Annotated in this window: 18 protein-coding genes; 10 read left to right on the forward strand and 8 right to left on the reverse strand. The window is 62.2% G+C overall.

Annotation, left to right across the window (positions count from 1 at the left end; genetic code table 11):
* Window positions 1–77 precede the first annotated feature (77 nt).
* The 4 genes from AB0N65_RS01420 (at window position 78) to AB0N65_RS01435 (ending at window position 3,966) form a co-directional block, all read left to right on the forward strand.
* Window positions 78–683, forward strand: coding sequence for a PadR family transcriptional regulator (locus AB0N65_RS01420; protein WP_364156643.1), 606 nt, complete (start codon window positions 78–80; stop codon window positions 681–683).
* 75 nt (window positions 684–758) lie between these two features.
* Window positions 759–1,517, forward strand: a complete 759-nt coding sequence (locus AB0N65_RS01425) for a MerR family transcriptional regulator (protein ID WP_364156645.1) — start codon at window positions 759–761, stop codon at window positions 1,515–1,517.
* Window positions 1,518–1,526: 9 nt separating this feature from the next.
* Complete coding sequence (locus AB0N65_RS01430) at window positions 1,527–2,444, forward strand: isoprenylcysteine carboxylmethyltransferase family protein (RefSeq protein ID WP_364156647.1); 918 nt, start codon at window positions 1,527–1,529, stop codon at window positions 2,442–2,444.
* A 178-nt stretch (window positions 2,445–2,622) separates the two neighbouring features.
* Window positions 2,623–3,966: a DUF1524 domain-containing protein gene (locus AB0N65_RS01435; RefSeq protein WP_364156649.1), complete on the forward strand. Its 1,344-nt coding sequence runs from the start codon at window positions 2,623–2,625 to the stop codon at window positions 3,964–3,966.
* Window positions 3,967–3,984: 18 nt separating this feature from the next.
* Here AB0N65_RS01435 and AB0N65_RS01440 read toward each other — a convergent pair whose 3' ends face one another.
* Window positions 3,985–5,199, reverse strand: a complete 1,215-nt coding sequence (locus AB0N65_RS01440) for an acyl-CoA dehydrogenase family protein (protein ID WP_364156651.1) — start codon at window positions 5,197–5,199, stop codon at window positions 3,985–3,987.
* A gap of 133 nt (window positions 5,200–5,332) precedes the next feature.
* On the opposite strand from AB0N65_RS01440, the gene AB0N65_RS01445 reads away from it, so the two are divergent.
* Both AB0N65_RS01445 and AB0N65_RS01450 read left to right on the forward strand, forming a co-directional pair.
* Complete coding sequence (locus tag AB0N65_RS01445; RefSeq protein ID WP_364156654.1) at window positions 5,333–7,051, forward strand: AMP-binding protein; 1,719 nt, start codon at window positions 5,333–5,335, stop codon at window positions 7,049–7,051.
* A gap of 25 nt (window positions 7,052–7,076) precedes the next feature.
* Window positions 7,077–7,586 (forward strand): MarR family transcriptional regulator, encoded by a 510-nt coding sequence (locus tag AB0N65_RS01450; protein WP_364156657.1) that lies wholly within the window; start codon window positions 7,077–7,079, stop codon window positions 7,584–7,586.
* 98 nt (window positions 7,587–7,684) lie between these two features.
* On the opposite strand, the gene AB0N65_RS01455 is transcribed toward AB0N65_RS01450, so the two are convergent.
* The 4 genes from AB0N65_RS01455 to AB0N65_RS01470 form a co-directional block, all read right to left on the reverse strand.
* On the reverse strand, window positions 7,685–8,851 hold the full coding sequence (locus AB0N65_RS01455; protein ID WP_364156660.1) for a hypothetical protein: 1,167 nt from the start codon (window positions 8,849–8,851) through the stop codon (window positions 7,685–7,687).
* 175 nt (window positions 8,852–9,026) lie between these two features.
* Complete coding sequence (locus AB0N65_RS01460; RefSeq protein WP_364156663.1) at window positions 9,027–9,953, reverse strand: ABC transporter substrate-binding protein; 927 nt, start codon at window positions 9,951–9,953, stop codon at window positions 9,027–9,029.
* A gap of 86 nt (window positions 9,954–10,039) precedes the next feature.
* A complete protein-coding gene (locus AB0N65_RS01465) occupies window positions 10,040–11,395 on the reverse strand; it encodes an aspartate aminotransferase family protein (RefSeq protein ID WP_364156666.1) in 1,356 nt (451 codons plus the stop codon).
* Between the two features lie 29 nt (window positions 11,396–11,424).
* The gene (locus tag AB0N65_RS01470) at window positions 11,425–12,564 is read right to left on the reverse strand and encodes a phosphotransferase (RefSeq protein WP_364156669.1); all 1,140 of its coding nucleotides are present in this window, start codon (window positions 12,562–12,564) and stop codon (window positions 11,425–11,427) included.
* A gap of 374 nt (window positions 12,565–12,938) precedes the next feature.
* Here AB0N65_RS01470 and AB0N65_RS01475 point away from each other — a divergent pair, with 374 nt between their 5' ends.
* Window positions 12,939–13,625: a haloacid dehalogenase type II gene (locus AB0N65_RS01475; RefSeq protein WP_364156672.1), complete on the forward strand. Its 687-nt coding sequence runs from the start codon at window positions 12,939–12,941 to the stop codon at window positions 13,623–13,625.
* 330 nt (window positions 13,626–13,955) lie between these two features.
* Here the strand turns inward: AB0N65_RS01475 and AB0N65_RS01480 are convergent, their stop codons facing one another.
* Window positions 13,956–14,630, reverse strand: a complete 675-nt coding sequence (locus tag AB0N65_RS01480; RefSeq protein ID WP_364156675.1) for a haloacid dehalogenase type II — start codon at window positions 14,628–14,630, stop codon at window positions 13,956–13,958.
* A 517-nt stretch (window positions 14,631–15,147) separates the two neighbouring features.
* Here AB0N65_RS01480 and AB0N65_RS01485 point away from each other — a divergent pair.
* The 3 genes from AB0N65_RS01485 (at window position 15,148) to AB0N65_RS01495 (ending at window position 16,909) form a co-directional block, all read left to right on the forward strand.
* Window positions 15,148–15,882, forward strand: a complete 735-nt coding sequence (locus AB0N65_RS01485; RefSeq protein ID WP_364156678.1) for a hypothetical protein — start codon at window positions 15,148–15,150, stop codon at window positions 15,880–15,882.
* A 76-nt stretch (window positions 15,883–15,958) separates the two neighbouring features.
* Window positions 15,959–16,084 carry a hypothetical protein gene (locus tag AB0N65_RS01490; RefSeq protein ID WP_364156681.1) on the forward strand — a complete coding sequence of 42 codons (126 nt, stop codon included), beginning with the start codon at window positions 15,959–15,961 and terminating at the stop codon, window positions 16,082–16,084.
* A 162-nt stretch (window positions 16,085–16,246) separates the two neighbouring features.
* Complete coding sequence (locus tag AB0N65_RS01495; protein WP_364156684.1) at window positions 16,247–16,909, forward strand: TenA family protein; 663 nt, start codon at window positions 16,247–16,249, stop codon at window positions 16,907–16,909.
* Here the strand turns inward: AB0N65_RS01495 and AB0N65_RS01500 are convergent.
* Together AB0N65_RS01500 and AB0N65_RS01505 are read right to left on the reverse strand one after the other, a co-directional pair.
* Window positions 16,906–17,484: a dihydrofolate reductase family protein gene (locus tag AB0N65_RS01500; protein ID WP_364156687.1), complete on the reverse strand. Its 579-nt coding sequence runs from the start codon at window positions 17,482–17,484 to the stop codon at window positions 16,906–16,908. The two genes, AB0N65_RS01495 and AB0N65_RS01500, sit on opposite strands and share 4 nt — an antisense overlap.
* Window positions 17,485–17,519: 35 nt before the next feature.
* Window positions 17,520–17,657, reverse strand: coding sequence for a hypothetical protein (locus tag AB0N65_RS01505; RefSeq protein ID WP_364156690.1), 138 nt, complete (start codon window positions 17,655–17,657; stop codon window positions 17,520–17,522).
* Window positions 17,658–17,753 lie beyond the last annotated feature (96 nt).

Below are 17,753 nucleotides of genomic sequence, written 5' to 3' on the forward strand. Positions count from 1 at the left end.
GTCCCGATATTTTCCGATATATCGTTAAGTATCGCCGATACTCCTTCGGTGATATCTATCGAAAGGACGATGCTGTTATGAAAGGCATCCATAATCACGACGAAAACTTCCAGGAGCATGGGCCTCGCAGGGGCCATTTCCACCGCGGCAAGGGACTGCGGGGTCCGCACGGCCACGGCGGATTGGGGCCGGGTTTCGGTCCTGGATTCGGACCCGGCTTTGGTCCCCGCGGATTCGGACCCGGTGGTCCGCGCCGCAACCGGGGCGACGTTCGGGCGGCAATTCTTTCCCTGCTCGCCGAAGCCCCATCCAACGGTTACGGGCTGATCAAGACCATCGCGGAGAAGACTTCGGGTGCATGGCGCCCGAGCCCCGGCTCCGTGTATCCCACGCTGCAGCAACTGGTTGACGAGGAACTCATCGTCGCCGTGGGCGAAGGACGGCGCACCGAGTTCACCCTGACCGAGGACGGCCGCGCATACATTGCCGAGCACGAAGAGGAACTGGCCAACGCGTGGAACACAGAAGCCGACGCAACCGGACAGGCGTTCCACCAAAGCATCGGAAAGCTCATGGGAGTCATCCACCAGTTCCGCGCCGGGGCAACGGATGAACAGCGCAGGGCTGCTATCGAAAAGATGGACGAAACCCGCCGCGCGCTGTACCTGATCCTTGCCGAATAGCCACGAATCCACCCCTTGACCTTGACGTAACGTCAACCTCTAATGTCGAAGGACAAGCACAGGACGGAGGCCCACATGGACTGGTCGATCCAGGAAATCGCCAAGATGGCGGGGACCACCAGCCGCACCCTGCGTCACTACGACGACATCGGTTTGCTCAAGCCAAGCCGGACCGGCCATAACGGCTACCGCTACTACGACGGTCCGGCCTTGGTGCAGCTACAGCGGATTCTCCTCCTCCGGGAACTTGGGCTTGGATTGCCTGCCATATCCGACGTACTTCAACGCGAAACGGACACTGTCAAGGCGTTGAGCGGCCACTTGGAGTGGCTGGGTCACGAGCAGGCCCGCCTGGCACGGCAGATCGCGTCAGTGCGGCAAACCATAGAGACATTGAAAGGGGATGGAAATTACATGGCAAAGGACATGTTCGACGGCTTTGACCACACTCAATACAAGGACGAGGTGGAGGAACGCTGGGGTAAGGACGCCTACGCCGCGGGCGATTCCTGGTGGCGCGGGATGAGCGCCGAGGAAAAGCAGCAATGGAAGGACCGCTCACAGAAACTGGGCAGCGACTGGATCGCTGCCGCACAATCCGGTGTCGCTCCTGAGAGCGCCGAAGCACAGGACCTTGCCCGTCGCCACGTCGATTGGCTACGCGGGATTCCTGGCACACCTGCTGCGGCCCCGGGCGGAGACGTGAAGGGATACGTGGCAGGGCTCGGGGAAATGTACGTTGCCGACCCACGGTTTGCTGCCAATTACGGCGGAGAAACAGGAGCCACGTTTGTGCGGGATACGCTGCGGATTTATGCGGAGGAGAACCTGTAGGGTCGGTGTGTGACGCGGAACCGGGGTAGAGCCTATTTCGCCCTGCAGGCGGCAGCCGGCTTTCTTTGGTGGATTGCCGTTTTCACCTTGCCTGCGGTTCGCTACGCCACACTTGGAAGCCTGGACCCCGTTCTGATTGCGATCTTCGACATCCCACTCTTCGTCATTGGATCCGCCTTGGCGGCTTACGGACTGAAAGTCGCTGCCGTGGTGAGCGCGGGCTGGACGGTGCTGGTCGCCGTCGTACTCGCCGTGTATGCGAGCGTCACCACCGAAGCGGGACCCGGCGCCCTTGTCATGGCGGCCGCCGCCGGAGGTTCACTGGTTGCGCTCAGCTTGATGCACCTGGGGCGGGTGCCTACCCGCTGGATGCTGCGAGGGCCGTTCGCGTTCCGTCCGGCCGCCCAACGGGTAACTGCCCGCCCGCACATCGCTGCAACGATGGTGCAGCTACTCATCTTCTGGGGCTTCTTCCTCGTGGCGGTTCCCCACTTCTTGATGCTCCTGGAGCAGCGGTGGGCCGTGGCACTTCATTTTCCCGGGCTGGCGGGACCCGCCGGCGTCAGCTTGCTGGTCCTTGCGAGCACCCTCGGCATCTCTTCGGCGTTGGTGATGTCGAGGGTGGGACAAGGAACCCCCTTGCCGTCAGCCATGCCCAATCGCCTGGTAATCGCAGGTCCGTACCGCTGGATTCGCAATCCGATGGCCGTTGCCGGAATTGTGCAAGGTGCAGCTATGGGACTCATTCTGGGATCGTGGCTGGTTATTGCGTATGCAGTGCTGGGCTCGCTGTTGTGGAACTACGCTGTGCGGCCGCTGGAGGAGTCCGATCTTGAGATGCGGTTCGGCGAGGAATTCCGGCAGTACCGCCGGAATGTGTGCTGCTGGATACCTCGGCTAAGTGTTTTGGAGCGCGTGCACCGGTAACAATTCACAGCAAATCACAATCTTGTAATTTCGATACTAGAATCCCGATGGGCGTTCAGCCACAAGCGCCTGCTTTCGGCCGTTGACTCGCGGTCTGATCTTGAAATGGGGATTTCTTTTGTCGAACCAAATGCCGCCCGGAGCAGGTTCCTTCCGGCTGCCCACCTCAACCATCTGCGTGGGCATTCTTGCAATGCTTTTCCTGGTGGTCAGTTCTGTTAGTTCAGGGATCGGCGGGTTCCTGATCATGCTCGGCCTCCTGGCGTTGGTGACCGGAATCTATATCGCAGCAACCGGTCGGCGCTCGTGGGCAATGGTCCGCGGTGGCCGCCGCACAGGCGCCATCATGCTCACCGGCGCGTTGGTCCTCCTGGTTGCAGGGGGCGCGCTTGTCCCGGCTCAGCCCAAGGAGAAGCTTGATGCTTCTCAGTCGGCAGCCGAGGCTTCCCATGCCGCGGCCGAGGCGCAGAAACTTGCTGAAGCCAGCGCCTCTCCGAGCGCCAACGCCACGCCGACGCCCGGTCCCTCGGCATCCGGCGCACCCTTGGACCCTGACACGACAGCCCAACTCGCAGCTTCGGTTTCCTACAAGGCACCGAACACGCAGCCCGCTTTCGCTTCCAAGGCACTCGACGTCCTCGCAAGGCTGCCGATCAAGGGCCGCGCACCCAAGACGGGCTACGACCGCAGCCAATTCGGCCAGGCGTGGGCCGACGTCGATCGCAACGGGTGCGACACCCGCAACGACACTCTCAAACGCGACCTGACCAGCATCACCTACACCAACAGCGTGCCGTGCAAGGTCCAGTCCGGCAGCCTCGCAGACCCTTACACAGCCAAGACCATCGGATTTGTCCGCGGCGCCGGCACCAGTACGGCTGTGCAGATTGACCACGTCGTGGCACTGAGCGATGCATGGCAGAAAGGTGCCCAGCAGCTAAGCCTTGAGCAGCGCACGGCGTTCGCCAACGATCCACTGAACCTGCAAGCCACCGACGGACCCACCAACATGCAAAAGGGCGACGGCGACGCCGCCACCTGGCTGCCGCCAAGCAGGACCTTCCGCTGTGAGTACGTTGCGCGTCAGATCTCGGTCAAGGCCACCTATAACCTGTGGGTCACACAAGCCGAGCACGACGCCATGGCCCGCGTCCTCGGCGACTGCCCGAACCAGACCGCTCCCACCAATGAGAAGGCGCCGGCTGAGGTTCCGGCACCGGCACCGGCTGAGGTTCCGGCACCGGCACCGGCTGAGGTTCCGGCACCGGCTCCCGCGGTGGTGCCCGCACCTGCTCCCGCCCCAGCGCCTGCTCCCGCGGTGGCACCTGCTCCCGCGGTGGTGCCCGCACCCGCACCCGCTCCCGCCCCAGCGCCTGCTCCCGCGGTGGCACCTGCACCCGCCTCCGTTACCTATCCCAACTGCTCAGCTGCCAGGGCCGCAGGGGCCGCCCCCTTGTATGCGGGACAACCCGGCTATAGCACCTCCTTGGACAGGGATAAGGACGGTGTCGCCTGCGAGTAGGGCCGCTGACCCCCATCCTCACACAAACGCCGATTTCCCCGTCACTGCCCGGGCAACGATCATCGAGTTGATCTCATAGCTGCCTTCATACGTGTACAGGATCTCGGCGTCGCCAAAGAGCTTTCCCATCTCGTAGTCTGTCGTGATCCCGTTACCACCCAACAGCGAACGTCCCATCGCAACGCTGGAACGAGCCAGTCGTGTGGTGGTTGCCTTGGCCATGGCCGCCTGTACCATCTCGAGCTTCCCGGCCTGCTGGATCCGGGCGAGCTCCACCATCAGGGACAGGGAAGCGTTCGCGTTGCCGAGCATGTCCGCGAGTTGCTGCTGGATGAGCTGGAAACGGGCCAGTTCCTTGCCGAACTGCTTGCGTTCCAAGGCGTACGAACGGGCAATATCGAACGCCGCCAGCTGAATACCCGCCGCCTGCCACCCCACCCAGGCGCGGGAATCACGCAGGAGGTCGTTGGCTCGTGAGAATTCCGTGGCCCCCGGAAGGAGGTTCTCCGCTGGAACCCGCACCTGGTCCAACACGATGTCGGCGTTCTGCATGATCCGCAGCCCGATCTTGTTGGAGATTTTCGTCGCCGAGTATCCCGGGCGGTCGGTCTCCACGATGAAGCCCTTGATGTGCCCGTCGGATTCGTCCCGCGCCCATACGAGGGCAAAGTCGGCTATCGTTCCTGCCCCGATCCAGCGCTTGGCACCGGTGATGACCCATTCGCCGCCGTCGCGTCGCGCCGTCGTCGAAAGTCCTCCGGCGATGTCCGAACCGTGGTCCGGTTCGGTGAGTGCGAAGGCGCCCAGCTGCGTGAGGGCTTCCAGCCCGGGGAGCCACCGTCGCTTCTGCCCGGGGGATCCGAGCTCATGGATCATGCCGACAATGAGTTCGTTGTGGATGCCAACCAAGGCGGAGAGTGAGACGTCCGCCCGGGCAATTTCGGTGTACATGAGGCCCTTGAACAGTTTCGAGGAGCCGTCGGTTTGGAGCCCGCCGAGCCCGAACTTTGCCATGTCGGCAAGCAACCCGAACGGGAACTCTTCCCGGTTCCAGAAGTCGATGCTGGCAGCGCGGATCCTTGTTTGCAGGAACTCCCTGATCTCCAGGTACCGTGCCCTCTCCCCGGGATCGAGCAAGTCCACCACGTGCATCAGGTCCGCCTCCGGATAAGGAGGAAGGACTTTTTCCATAGCTGCTCCGCTTGTGGCGGTGCCGGCTTTTTCGTCGAGCATTAGACCCCTTCGTCACGTCCCGCACAGGCTCTTCCAAACCCTTGGATGTCCTAGTATATTGCAAGGTGATGTGGATCACTAGGGCGCTGTCCCTGGGCCACGGCCGGCAAAGATGCCCAGCGAAAGGTGGACCATGACAGTCACAGAGGACTTCCGTGCGGCCCGGGACCGGCTGCTGGAATTGCGCGAGGACTACAAGCAGGCGCACAACGAATTTCAGTGGCCCCGCTTCGAGGAGTTCAATTTTGCCCTCGATTGGTTCGACCACCTCGCAGCAGACCCTGATCGAGGCAAGCAACCCGCCCTGGTCATCGTCGAACAGGACGGCAGTTCCACCAGGCGCACTTTCAAGGACCTCTCCCAACGCTCCTCGCAAGTAGCCACCTGGCTCAGGAACCAAGGCGTCAAACGCGGCGACCACATGATCATCATGCTCGGCAACCAAGTGGAGCTATGGGAGCTCATGCTTGCCGGCATCAAACTCGGCATCGTCATGATCCCCACCACCACGCTCATGGGCGCCCGCGACCTCCAGGATCGCGTCGAACGCGGCGGCGCCGCTTGGGTGGCCGTCGGCAGCGCAAACATAGGCAAGTTCGCCGACGTCGCCGGTAATTACACGCTGATTGAGGTGGGCGCGGATCGCACCAATGCACAGGCGGTACAGTACGCGGATTCGTACGACGGCGGAACGGACTTCGCGCCCGACGCCGCCACCAGGGCGGACGAGACACTACTGCTGTACTTCACCTCCGGCACCACATCACGGGCCAAACTCGTGGAGCACACCCACACGTCCTACCCGGTGGGCCACCTGTCAACGATGTACTGGATCGGGCTGGAACCCGGCGATGTCCACCTGAACGTCGCATCGCCGGGCTGGGCAAAGCACGCCTGGTCGAACGTTTTCACGCCCTGGATCGCCGAGGCGTGTGTGTTTATCTACAACTACGACCGCTTCGACGCCTCGGCACTCATGGACCAGATGGGCCGCGAGGGCGTCACGAGTTTCTGCGCCCCGCCGACGGTGTGGCGCATGCTTATCCAGGCGGACCTCAGCCAGCTCACCAATCCGCCCCACAAGGTCGTGTCAGCCGGCGAGCCGTTGAACGCCGAAGTCATCGGCCAGGTGGAGGAGGCGTGGGGCGTCACCATCCGCGATGGCTTCGGCCAGACGGAATCCACGGTCCAGATCGCCAACACACCCGCGCAAGCGGTCAAGATCGGATCCATGGGACGTCCCCTTCCCGGGTACGACGTCGTCCTGGTCGATCCGGTCACCGGCCAGGAAGCCGACGACGGCGAACTCTGCTTGCGCTTGGACCCCCGCCCCGTGGGGCTGATGAAAAGCTATTTCGGCGACGAAGCCAAAACAGCGGAGGCATTCCGCAATGGTTATTACCACACGGGCGACATGGCCAGCCGCGACGCCGACGGAGTCATCACCTACGTCGGGCGGGACGACGACGTCTTCAAATCGTCCGACTACCGTCTGTCACCTTTCGAGCTCGAAAGCGTACTCATCGAGCACCCCGCAGTGGCGGAGGCCGCCGTCGTACCTTCACCTGACGCCGTGAAGCTGTCGGTGCCGAAAGCGTTCGTGGTGCTGGCCGCCGGTTACCAACCCGGCCCGGCCGTCGCAGAGGACATCCTGCGGTACTGCCGCGAGCACCTGGCACCCTTCAAGCGGATCCGGAGGCTCGAGTTCGGTGAACTGCCCAAGACGATCTCGGGGAAGATCCGGCGCGTCGAGCTTCGGGGCTCGGAGGTTGCCCGTCACAGCGATGGCCCCTTGCCCGCTGGTTTGGGTGTGGAATACACCGAGGAAGAGTTCCCTCATCTGAAAGACTGAGCACGCCGCTAACCGAAGGAGGCCCATGGGCACCCCACTCCCCCGCGACCCCATCGCCGACGCCCAACGTAACTGGGAACGGCATGGGTGGGGCGATGTCGCCGCGCCCATGGCAGCCATCACGGCGATAATGCGCACCCAGCAGATCCTGCTTGCCCGCATCGAAACGGTCCTGAAACCCTTCGGACTGACCTTCGCACGCTACGAACTCCTTGCACTCCTGAGCTTCGCCCGCAGTGGCGCTCTGCCCATGAACAAGGCGAGCGCGCTCCTGCAGGTGCATCCAACGTCGGTGACCAACGCCGTGGACCGCCTGGAGAAGGCCGCCTTGGTGGCCCGGTCCCCGCACCCCACGGACGGACGCACCACGCTGATCGAACTCACCGCCGAGGGCCGCACCCTCGCAAAAAAGGCGACGGCGGCCCTCAACGCCGAGGTCTTCAGCAAGTCGGGCTTCGGGGATGACGACGTCGACCACCTCATCCGGGTTCTCGGCACCTTCCGCAGGGATGCGGGGGATTTCACGGAGGAGTGAGGGTTAGGCCGACGCGAGCATCCCGCGCCGATGTCCGGCGACGGGTTAGCAGCGTTCGTACAACTGGAGTAAAAGTGATTGCATTGGCAGCCTGAAGGTCAGATCTTGCCTCCTAGAGGGATTTCGACCTCGTTACGGGCCTCCAGCACCGATTCCCGTAGCCGGGACCTGGCCAGGACCACTCCGGCATTCGCCGCCCCTTGGGCCACGGATAAACCAATCACCTGCGGGGCGACCCTTGTCTCCGGGACGACGGGAAGGCTTTGCGACAGTCGCCTGCGCACCTCCGGGAGGACCTCGTCCACGAGCGGACTCAAACGGCCCACAAAATACACTGACTCGGGGTCCAAAGTAACTGCAACAGCACCAACGGCGGTCACGATCGCCGTCGTAAACGCCTCCATCACATCCGCGCGGGGCGCCGGGTCCTGCGGCCGGGACCAGAGGGCTTCGATGCCTTCCAGGTCCAGCCCCCGTCCCTTGGCGAACTGGAGGAGACCCGCGGTGCTCAATAGACCATCGAGGGTTTCGTTTCCGATACCCGAGAAGATGACACCACCAAGGTCGCCGAATGCGGGAGTCCGTCCTCGGGCGATCTCGTGATCAGTACAACTGGCGAAGCTCAGTTCTGTACTGAGCATGAACAAGGCGGCATTTCCTATGCTCGCATCGTCCTTCAGAATGCCCCGAAGGGACGACGTCGCATCGCTTTCAAGCATCACGGGAGCCTTCAACCATTGTTCAATGGCACTCTGGAACTCGGATTCCAGCAATGTCTTCGCTAATTCCGGTGTTCCGGACTTGGTGGGGATGCTCAGGACACGGCGGGGCAACGAGGCGACGATTTGGCGTAATGGCCCTTCTGCGGAATCAGCGGTGTCCACAATCAAGTCAACCAGCCACTTGACAGAGGTTTCCATATCGCCTCCGGGAGGGCTGGGAACAATGACGTGGCTGATCTCACGTCCCCTCAGGTCAGTTACGAGGACGCACGTGGTTCGCGTCCCGAAAGCGACACCAACAATGTGCCCGGCCGTGCCGGGGACATCGAGGTAGGTGGAGGGCCGGCCCCGGCGCGGAACGGCGTCGACTCCCTGCTCGACAAGGAAACCATCGGAACGAAGCTCATCCACCTTCCGGGACACCGTCGGCTGGCTCAGACGCGTCAACTCAATCAGCCTGGTCCGTGTCAAGGGCGCCTCTGAAAGGATCGCATCGAGGACAGAGGCCTTGTTATAGTCACGTGCCGTGGGGATGCTGCTCATAGCACTACCTTAATGAGAGTTCGGACCGAAGCCGGGACGTGATGATGCTGCCTGGCATTCACTGCTGTATTCGCGGGCGATGGTTGTTCCAACCAACGGACTGTACGCCCCCGGCAGGCAACAACCAACCTCCGGGGACGTACGGGTCGCGTGGGGCTTCGGCGCCCAACTGGTACTAGCGCATCTTGGCTTCGGTGATGGCTGATTCGCCCAGGCCCCAATAGTCCAGGGATTCCTTGTATTCCGGGGTTTCCAGGACGGACTGGATGGCCTTTTGAAGGGCCGGTGTCAGCGGTGACCCTTTCTTCACGCCCATGGCAACGTTGGTGTCCGTGCGCGTGTCCATCCGCGGCTCCAGGATGGTGAAGTGCTCGGGCTGCTGCTCGTTGGCCCAGGCCAGGGCGCTGGCATCGTAGAAGACCCCGTCGATCCGCTTGGAGTCCAGCTGGGTCAGGGCTTCCTGGATGTTGGGCAGCGTGATGGCGTTGATGGCCGGCTGGCCCTTTTCCTCGCAGGTCCACTTCGAGACGTTCGGCAGGTGCTTGAGTTGCTGGGTGGAGCCCTTGGTCACGCCAATGTTCTTGCCGCAGAGGGTGTCGTTGGTCAGTTTGAGCGGGTTGTCCTTGGTTACTGCCACGGCCGAGCCGCCCTTGAGGTAGTTGATCATGTCCAGGACCTTCAGCCGCTCCTCCGTTGCGGACATGGTGGTGGCCGTAAAGTCGTAGCGGCCGCCGTCGATACCGGGGATGATCGTGTCGAACGCGGTGTTCTCGAACTTCAGCTTCAGCCCAAGCTTTTTGGCCACCAGGCGGGCGAGGTCCGGGTTCACGCCGATCGGGGTTGTGTTGTCCTCGGCGAGGAACGTCATCGGCGGGGAGCTCAGATCCATCGCCACGGTCAATTCGCCCTTGGCTTTGTAGGACTCCGGCAACAGCGCCACCGCGGCAGCGTCCGGCTGGACACCTTCGGAGACGTCCCGGGTGTTCTGCGTCTTTGGCAGTTCCGTGCCTTGGCCGCCGGTTGCTGCGCCGCCACAGGCGCTAAGGGCCAGCAGGACAGCAAGCCCCGCAGCGGCAATCCGGACTTTATTGATGGTCATCATGGTGCATCCCTTCAGTGGGTTCTGCTGGTGTGATCAGCAGAAAGAGTGAGCATGGTGGTGAGACTCCTCCGGGGCCTGTTTGAGTTTTAGTGCAGTGCTTTGAAGGCGTGGCCCATTCCTTCGAGCAGGCGGTCGGCGTCGCTCATGGAGAACGGCATGGGTGGGCGGAGCTTCAGGACGTTGCCTTGGGCGCCGCAGGCTGAGATGAGGATGCGGTCCTGCCGGAGGGCGTTCACGATGCCCGAGGCTGCTTCCCCGTTGGGTGTGAGTGTGGATTGGTCGGTGACGAGGTCGACTCCGATGAAGAAGCCGCTGCCGCGGATTTCTGCGACTTGGTCGAGGTCCTGGGCGAGGTCTTTGAGCCCGGTGATGATTTTTTCGCCGACCTTGCGGGCGTTTTCCATGAGTGATTCCTCGCGGATAACGTTCAGGACGGCCTGCGCGGCGGCGATGGCTACTGAGTTGCCGCCGAAGGTGTTGAAGTAGCGGATGTTTTTGCCGAACTCCACGAGCAGTTCGGGTTTGAAGATGGCTGCCGCGACGGGGATGCCGTTACCCATGGGCTTTCCGATGGTCACGATGTCGGGAACGATTCCGTGCCGTTGGAAGCCCCACCATTCCTCACCTGTTCGGCCGAAACCTGGTTGTACTTCATCGGCGATGTAAAGACCGCCTGCTGCGTGGACTTCTTCGATGATCGGGCGGAGGAAGCCTGCTGGGCCGGCGAAGATACCGTCGGAGGAGAAGATGCTGTCGGCGATAAAGGCCGCCAGTCCGATGCCGTGCCTGTGAAGGTCAGCGATTGCGGCACGCACCTGGGTGCGCAAGTGGTCCCCGAGGGATTCCTGATCAGATGAGTAGCGCAGGGCGTCCGGGGCGTCGATGACCCGCACGTTGGCACCCAGGGGCACGCCGATTCCCAGGGAGGGCGAGAAGGACGCTACTTCAGTTGTCAGGCCGTGGTATGCGCCGGAGGTGACGATGATTCCCTGGTTCCTGGTGGCGTACTTCGCCACTCGCATGGCGAGGTCATTGGCTTCCGAGCCGGTGCAGGTGAACATGACATGTCCGAGTTCGGCTGGGAACGTGGACAGGAGGTCTTCGGAATAGTCGAGGATGGATTCCTGGACGTAGCGGGTGTTGGTGTTCAGGGTCTGCATTTGTTCGTGGACGGCGGCTACGACACGCGGGTGGGCGTGACCAACGGAGGGGACGTTGTTGTAAACGTCGAGGTACTCGTTGCCGTCCCGGTCAAACAGTGTGGTGCCTTTGCCGCGCACCACTTCCACAGGCGTGTCGTAGAAGAGCCGATAACCCGGTCCCAGGCTCCTGTCCCGGCGCCGGATGTTCTTTTGCATCTGGTCCGGGAGCTCGCCAAGGCGGCTGGGATCAAAGCCGTTGATTGTGGCTTTCGACGGCTTGCGGATTGGGGAAGTGACCATTTGGTTCTCCTGGTGACTATTGGCAGGGTTCAGAGCGTGGAAGGCAGTTTTGGTGCGGGCGCTGCGGCCGTGGCGTGGAGCCGATCCCAGTCCGGTTCGGAATGAGAGACCAGGTAAGCGCGTCTTTCGGGCAAGTGGCTTGCGCGCCACTGCGTTATCAGGGCCCGCAGAAGGAGGCGGGCTTGGGCTGAGATGACCAGGGCCTCCAACTCGTGGACGGGCAGCGGGCGGATGTTCCTGTAGCCGTTCATGACCTGAAGTGCGTGCTCCCAAGGGCTGGACGGGTTTGTTCCCAGAAAGTTGGCCATCGTGACGCTAAGGTCGAAGATCACGGGGGTCCGCACAACGTCTCCGAAGTCGATAATCCCGCTCACGTAGTCCGGACTGCCCGGGTCGACAAGGACGTTGAAGGGACTGAAGTCCCCGTGCACAACCTGGGACGTAAGGACGTCCAAGAGTGGAACGACTTTCTCGTCGAACTGATCGAAAATAGCCTCCGCCAGGGTGCGCTGGTGCTTCTCCGTGACGTGGTGGAGAAGGGGGCGCATCCGGTGAAAGTGCTTGAGGTCCCACAGGAGCAGGCGCTCGGCTCGAGGATGTTCGAAGTCCTGCAAAGCAAGGCTGAGACGGGCAAGGCTGGAACCTACCGACTGAAGCTGAGCTGCTGACGCCTCGTGACTGGCCAGCATTTCGCCGGGCAGGAAGCGCATCACCCGAAGAACTCGGTCAAACGGTCCATCTGTGGTCGGCATGAGGACTTGCGGTTCCCCGTGGAGGTTCCTGACAAGACGTTGGGCCGGAAGATCCGTGGCAGTCCGCTCCAAATGCTCCATACAGGCCGTCTGAAGGTGCACGATCAGCGGGTCCTCATCCGGGGAGGACACCTTCACCAAATAGGTTTCTTCTCCGCTCCGGAGCCGGAAGGTCTCATCCTTCTCGGTAGGAATCCGGACAAGCATCCCCCTAAGGCCGTAAGCCTGTTCCAGGAGCTCCATAACAGTTGACTCGTCGAGCCGGACATGCCCCGCCAAGAGCCCGCTCTCCGATGCCACTGCATCGATAAAGGCAGAGTCGCTACAGAAATCGGAGGCTTCACGGGGGACCCCGGCTGTCCGGAGGGCTCGTGCCGGGCCGGCACGAAATGCGGGGGGATCAGAGGAGGGACTCATCTCACCCTTTCAAGGTCGAAGGAGGAAATCGGGGCGCTGGCTGTGGCCAGCTGCAACGCCCGCGCCGGACGGAGTCCAGCTTTGGGAGGGATCGCTGCCAAGGCCTTCAAGCGCGGCGGTGTCTCGAAATTCGTCATGTTCCTGACGCGGTGGCCGCCCAGGGAAGCCCCTGTGCAACATTTGGATTCACAATGAATGTAAATCGCAGCGGGTCCAATGTCAACACCTGGCCACAACTTCTATTCGCGAAGAATCAATTTTGAAAAAAGCATTGACACTCCCTACGTCCGGCCCGTATCGTCGACAATCGACGTCGCCTTCGGGTGATTTGTCGACAATCGACAAGACTCCCATCCCGCAAATGGAGAAAACCAATGGCATTCGAAAGCAAGCCCAAATTTGTAACGTTCGACATGAACGGAACGCTCATCAAGTTCGCCATCGCCGACGCGACCCGTGAGGTCCTGGGTGATCGCCTGCCGGCCGAGGTCGCCGATGAATATCTGCAGGCCACCAAGGCATATCGGATCGACGAGTGCATGGGGGATTACAAGCCGTTCCACCAAATCATCGCCAACTCCATGGAACGCGCGTCACGCCGGCTCGGTCTGGAATACCGTGACGCCGATGCTCGAGCTATCTATGAGATCGTCCCCACCTGGCGCCCGTACCCGGGCGTCACCGAGGCTCTGAACCGCCTGGCTGAGGCAGTTCCGCTGGTGATCATCACCAACAGCGACACCCCGCACGCATTACGACTTTCGGAGAACCTACAGGCCCCCTTTGAAGCCGTTATCAGCGCCGAGCAGATGGGCGTCTACAAGCCTCGTCTCGCTGCGTTTGAGTACATGTTCGACAAGCTTGGCGTAACACCCGACGAGATCGTTCATGTCTCGGCGAGCCCGATGTACGACCTGCGTTCTGCGGCCACTTTGGGAATCAAAAACAAGGTATATGTGGACCGCGGTTTCGAGCACGACGAGCACTGGCTCGGTTACGAGCGGATCACCGACATCGCCGACCTCCCCGTTCTCTTCGGACTGCCGCGTCCGGCTGCATAAGTAGGGAATCGATCGTGATCCATAGCAAGGCGGCGGGGGCATGAGTCTGCCCTTACCTGGTAAGGGCGCAGAGCTCGCGCGTCATGCCTCGCTCAATTGCCCCGCCGCTGCAAACGCAGTGGGAGATCTGGCGTCCCCGCCCACGGCGCTGCAGCCGTGGGCGGGAGCCGGCTTCCAACCCGGTGACGGGGTCGGTCATGCGGGAACGTCAAGCGGGAACGAGGCCATGACACCATGCTGACGATGCTCCCCAGGCCGAGCACGGCCAGTTTGCCACCGGTGATTCAGATCTGCTTTTCGTTTTAGAGCATGTTTTGCTTCAGGATCGGCCTAGAGACCGAGGTGCTTGTTGATCTCGTCCAGCGACTTCACGGTGTTGTAGTCGTAGCCGCCGGTAATGGGATCGTAGCCACGGTCCAGCACCCAGAGGTTCCGGAAGCCCATGTCGTGCATCGGATGCATGTCGTATCGGGTGTGCGAGGCGATGTGCAGGAACTCTTCCGGCTTGGCGTCCAAGGTGTCCAACATGTACTCGAAGGCCTGGTAGCGAGGCTTGTATGCCCGGGCTTGTTCAGCGGTCAACACGGCATGGAAATCTGCGCCGAGCTTGGGAATGCTGATGTCCAGGAAACTGTCGTCGGCGTTGGATAGAGCCACGAGCTTGTAGTTGTCGCCCATGAGCTTCAGCGGGGCCGGCACGTCGTCGTGGGCACCGAAGCTGCGTACAGCGTCAGCGAACTCCGCACCCGCACCGGGAGTCGGTCCAATGCCAAAAAACTTGCATACCCGGTCAAAGGAATCCTGGAGGATCTGCTCGTAGGGCTTGTAGTCGCCAAGGACCTCGTCGAACCGGTACCCACGGAAAACTTTCTTGAACGCGGGCCACTGCTCTTCAGGTAAACGGCCGGCAAGCAGTCGGCGGGTGGTGGAATCGGTGTCCCAGTTGATGAGAGTGCCGTAGATATCAAAGGAGATGTACTTCGGCCGGGAATTAGTCGGAGCCATGATGAGTCCCTTCAAGGATGTTTTGGAGAGTGGGGCCATGAGTTGCCAGAATCCGTTGATCGGTGCGATTGACCGTTTTGATTCTTAACGAATCTAAAACGCAGACTGTCAATTGTCAACAATTATTGGCTGTTCTCGGGACGCCTGAACCGGCCGGTTGAAGGAACTGATTGAAGACGGGCCTGACCACAGTCCGCCAAACACCCTCCCCGCTACGCGAGCCTTTTACGAGTCAACCCGGCTTCTATGCCAATGGGCGCCCACGGGCGTATCCTGAGACTCCATTGCCGCAGTGGGGGTGGAGCTCTTGGCCAACGATCCGGGACAGCGACGCAGCTTGATGCTGCGCCCTCTCCTCCTGGCCGCGCTCGGGTCAGGTGCAACGATGGTGTGGTTGGCGGGCCCGTGCGCAGCTGCAACCGACATTGTGCCGGTGGTACCTCCGCTTCCGGGGTCCACGATCTCCCAGGTTTCCCAGCCGCTACCGGTCCCATCTGCCCCATCAATAACGGATGCGGTGGAGTCCGTCACCTCGGCTCTTGACCCCGAGCCGGAAGTTCCCGCGCTCCCGGTTGCGCCCGCCGTTCCGCTTATTCCAGTGGCGCCGGAGACACCGTCCGTTCCTGCCCTCCCGACGGTGACCATCCCCATAGCACCCCTTGTGGATGCGATTCCGGAAGTACCGGGTCTTCCTGTGGTGGAAAATGTCACGGACCTGCTGCCCGGCATCCCCGAGTTGCCCATCGTCCCGGACCTGCCCAGCGTGCCCGAACTGCCCAGCCTCCTCGATCCGCCAGCCCCTGCCGTTCCGCCAACGTCGCCTTCGGTTCCAAACGCGCTCGACGGCGGTGCCGCGCCTGCTGCTCCGACGTCCCCGAATGCAGCTTCCTCGCCCACAGCCCCAGCACCGCAACAGGGCGCGGCCGTGCAGTCCGTTGAGCGCTCCCAAACTGCGGCTCGTCAGCCTGGAGACATCCCCCAGCGGCTGCCGATGCCCGATCCCTTCGACAGTACGCCCGACGCGATCCTCGCTCCCGCCAACCATGTTCCGGTCGCACCGCTTTATCCCTTGGGTACGCCAAGTACGTCCGGATCGTCAGGGACCAGTGGCTCCAGCACTTCGGCCCCGGGGGCGTCCGACATTCCGGATGTCCTCTCACCGCTGCCGCCGCCTCGCGCCGGGCCTGTGGCGGACCAGCAACGAACCGAAGCACCACAACCTTCATTCGATCCCGGTTCCCGACCTGACTGATGCGGTGGTCCCTGCTTTGGCAGGCACCACCACCTGCGCCAACCGACGCAGGCACTTCATCAGTCAGGAGGCAACCATGCTTCGCAAGTTCCAGATCCCCGTCCGCACCAACGCAACGGCAAAAGTTGGACGACGCATCGGCTTCTGGCCGGACCTCGTCGGCAATTGGCCGGACCCGATGCACGCGGATCAGGGCCGGTAATCCGCCGGGGCGGCACGCCGCCCGAGCAACCACGACGCCGGCCGTACGGTTCATGTGACCGTACGGCCGGCGCCGGTGCGTTTGGACGCACCGCGTCATGCAAACGAGTGCCATCGCCCCAGCTGCTAGGCTCCGTTGCTGGACTTCCAGGGAGGAAACATCGTGGGCTTTGCCGAAGAACTGAGGAACAGCTGCGTCGAGGATTGGGAGGCCGCTGTTGACCATCCATTCGTAAATCAGTTGCTCGACGGCAGCCTGGCTGATGAGGACTTACGCCGCTACTTGGTGCAGGATTACCAGTTCTGCGATGCGTTCGTTGCGCTCCTCGGACAAGCCGTGGCGTCGGCGCCGACCCTGCCGTCGCGGCTGGTATTCGCCAAAGTGCTGGGTGCCTTCGCTTCGGATGAAAACACGTACTTCCAGGATTCCTTCGACGAACTCGGTGTCCCCGAAAGGGACCGGTTCGCTCCGGACCTCGCCCCGGCCACCCGGTCCTTCGACTCCCTCATGCGTGAAGCCCTCGCCACCCGCTCGTACCCCGAAGTGCTGGCGGTGCTGCTTGTCGCCGAGTGGTTGTATGGAGACTGGGCCGCGTGGGCCGGTGATCCTGCGACCTGGCCGGCCGCTCCGAAGCATGCCGATTGGATCCGCCTGCACAACAACCCCGAGTACAACGCGTGGGTGGCGTGGCTGCGCGAGGAGTTCAACGCCGTCGAGCCTTCTTCCCAAGCCGACCGCACACGCGTGGCGGAGACTTTCGCCGAAGCCGTGCGGCTGGAACGGGGGTTTTTCGATGCCGCGCTGAAACCGGCCGTCCTCGCCTAGCCCCTTTTACGGACCGTGTAAGCGAGCTCCACAAGCCCGTGGTCGTAGGTGTTGACGTCGTCGAGCCTCAACAAGGCGGAATCCTGACCGGCCGGGAACACCCCGCGGCCAGCACCTTGGCCGATCGGCATGACCACCAGCCGCACAGCATCCACCTCGCCTGCGGCAAAGAAGGACTCACCCAAGGACAGGCTGCCCCACAGGACAATGTCCTTCTCCGACGCGCGCTTGATCCGGCGGATCGCCTCAATGGCATCGCCGGATTCAATCGTCGACGGCGGGTAGTCCCCCCACGGGGCTGCCTCCAGGTGGCGTGAGAAGACATAGCGACGAAGGCCGTTGAGTGCCGGAGCGATGATTTCGCCGTTGGAAGCAGGCGTGGGCCAGTACTCGACGAACATCCGATACGTGTTTGCTCCCAGAACCATTGCTTCCACGCTTCCGAGCCATTCGAGTTGCGCACGATCGAACTCCGCCGTACCGCCTTCCAGCAGTTCGTATGCGTTGAATTCGTTGTCGGTGTTGGCGGCAAACCCGTCCGCAGTGACAAAATCCTGAACGATCAGTTGACCCATTGTGGACTCCCTCCCGAGTGGTGGCCCGGAGGAGCCTACGCCGCGGTGTCGGCCACCACAACCCCGTCATGGGGTGTTTCGCCCACATCCGCGCAGGCTTCCGGAGCCCCCGCCAAGTCGGTCCAGTGCCAACTTTCCGGGCAGTCGTCGTTGCTGCAGAATTGCCACGTCATTGCTTTCCTCACGAGTCGTTGCTGTTGATCCGTAGATAGGACCGGGAGCCAGCCACTTCGTGTCGGGGAAAATGCGTGAGCTTCGTCTTATTGGGA

It is taken from the genome of Paenarthrobacter sp. NPDC089322 (assembly GCF_040684895.1).
Lineage (GTDB): Bacteria > Actinomycetota > Actinomycetes > Actinomycetales > Micrococcaceae > Arthrobacter.